1 protein-coding gene is annotated in these 1,201 nt (G+C 48.6%); it reads right to left on the bottom strand.

Features of this window, described 5'->3' with window-relative positions; translation table 11 throughout:
• Positions 1-13: 13 nt before the first annotated feature.
• Positions 14-1,201: IS4-like element IS10A family transposase (locus ABK821_RS25240; protein WP_032446888.1), on the bottom strand; the 1,188-nt coding region annotated here is incomplete at its 5' end.

Here is a 1,201-nt window from a genome sequence, read left to right as displayed (position 1 = left end):
CTGAAGGATCCCCTCATAAATCAGCCATAGCATAGCCATATTTGAGCAACTGATTGGCGAATAATACCCAGGCCGCCAGCAATTCTTTCTCCGTGATTTGATAATCAGGCCGCCTGAGTACCTCCAATCCCAAGCGAATCGTTGAGAGTACCGTTCGATGCCCAATGGTATTGGCCTGAAAATGCTTATCCCAGCCCTGTTGCTGTGCGTGTAAACCAACTAGCCACAACAGGCATTGAACCATCAACGCTATCAGTAGGATGATGTCGAATCGCTCTGGACTGTTGGTACGACTTTGGCGTAAGCCAAAGCCGTATGCCGGGCTTTTGAGGTCACGAAAGGTTTCCTCTATTTGCATACGTTTGGCGTACAGGTTTACCAGCTGCTTTGGGCTCCGAGATTCTGGTGGTAAATTGCTGGCTAACACCCAAGGCTCTTTCGCCGATGTTGAGTACGTTTTTGCCGATGGATGGTGGCAATTAGTCCTCGTTGAACGCTGATTTGTACGCCCCTTAGGTTTGCTACGATAAAGCGTGAGATGGCAATTGATAGGGTTAGTTTTGGTCAAAGTCTTACAACCCAGGCTCTTCGCTTGACCGTTGGCCAAGTCATGTGTACTTCGAACTGCACGCCAATTTTCAGCGCCAATATCTGCAAATTGAACTGTACCGCGAATACGGCTTAGCCAAAACCAACCATGCGCCTCAACCTCTTTGTACCAAGGCACTTTGAACCCCGCGTCAGTCACGATGAGAGGGGTAACATGCAAAGGTAAAATCTTGGCTAAGTCCGCTAAAAAACCGTTGTGGGAGGCCTTAGAGCATTGTTCTGATAGGGGATAGGACTTCTCATACAGGGTAATAGAGCGGCCATTGAAGGCTATTGAGGCGCGCAGAGCCATGATGCGTTTATGCTCTCGGATGTCTGACCAATCGACGAGCACAATCGGCATAGGGTTACCAGAACAGATGAGGCTGGCATGCCATTGGTAGACAGCTAACCGTTCTTGATGCAGATGCGTGTTGCCGAGCAAACGATCAATGCGCTTGATGTTGTGCTTGGTTCGGGCCGTGGTTGGTAAATTTCGACCTAACTCAGTCAAGGTCAGTGTCTTACATTCAATCAGCGCCTTAGAGGCCAGCATCAAGCTGTTTAATCGTTTTAGGTGAAGTTCTGGGCAGTATTGGTGTAAAGAATGTTG

The sequence above is a fragment of the Klebsiella sp. KE9456 genome, assembly GCF_043832615.1.
GTDB classification, from domain to species: Bacteria; Pseudomonadota; Gammaproteobacteria; order Enterobacterales; family Enterobacteriaceae; genus Klebsiella; species Klebsiella indica.
Note: the sequence above shows the minus strand (reverse complement) of the source record. Positions and strands in the feature narration are given on the sequence as shown.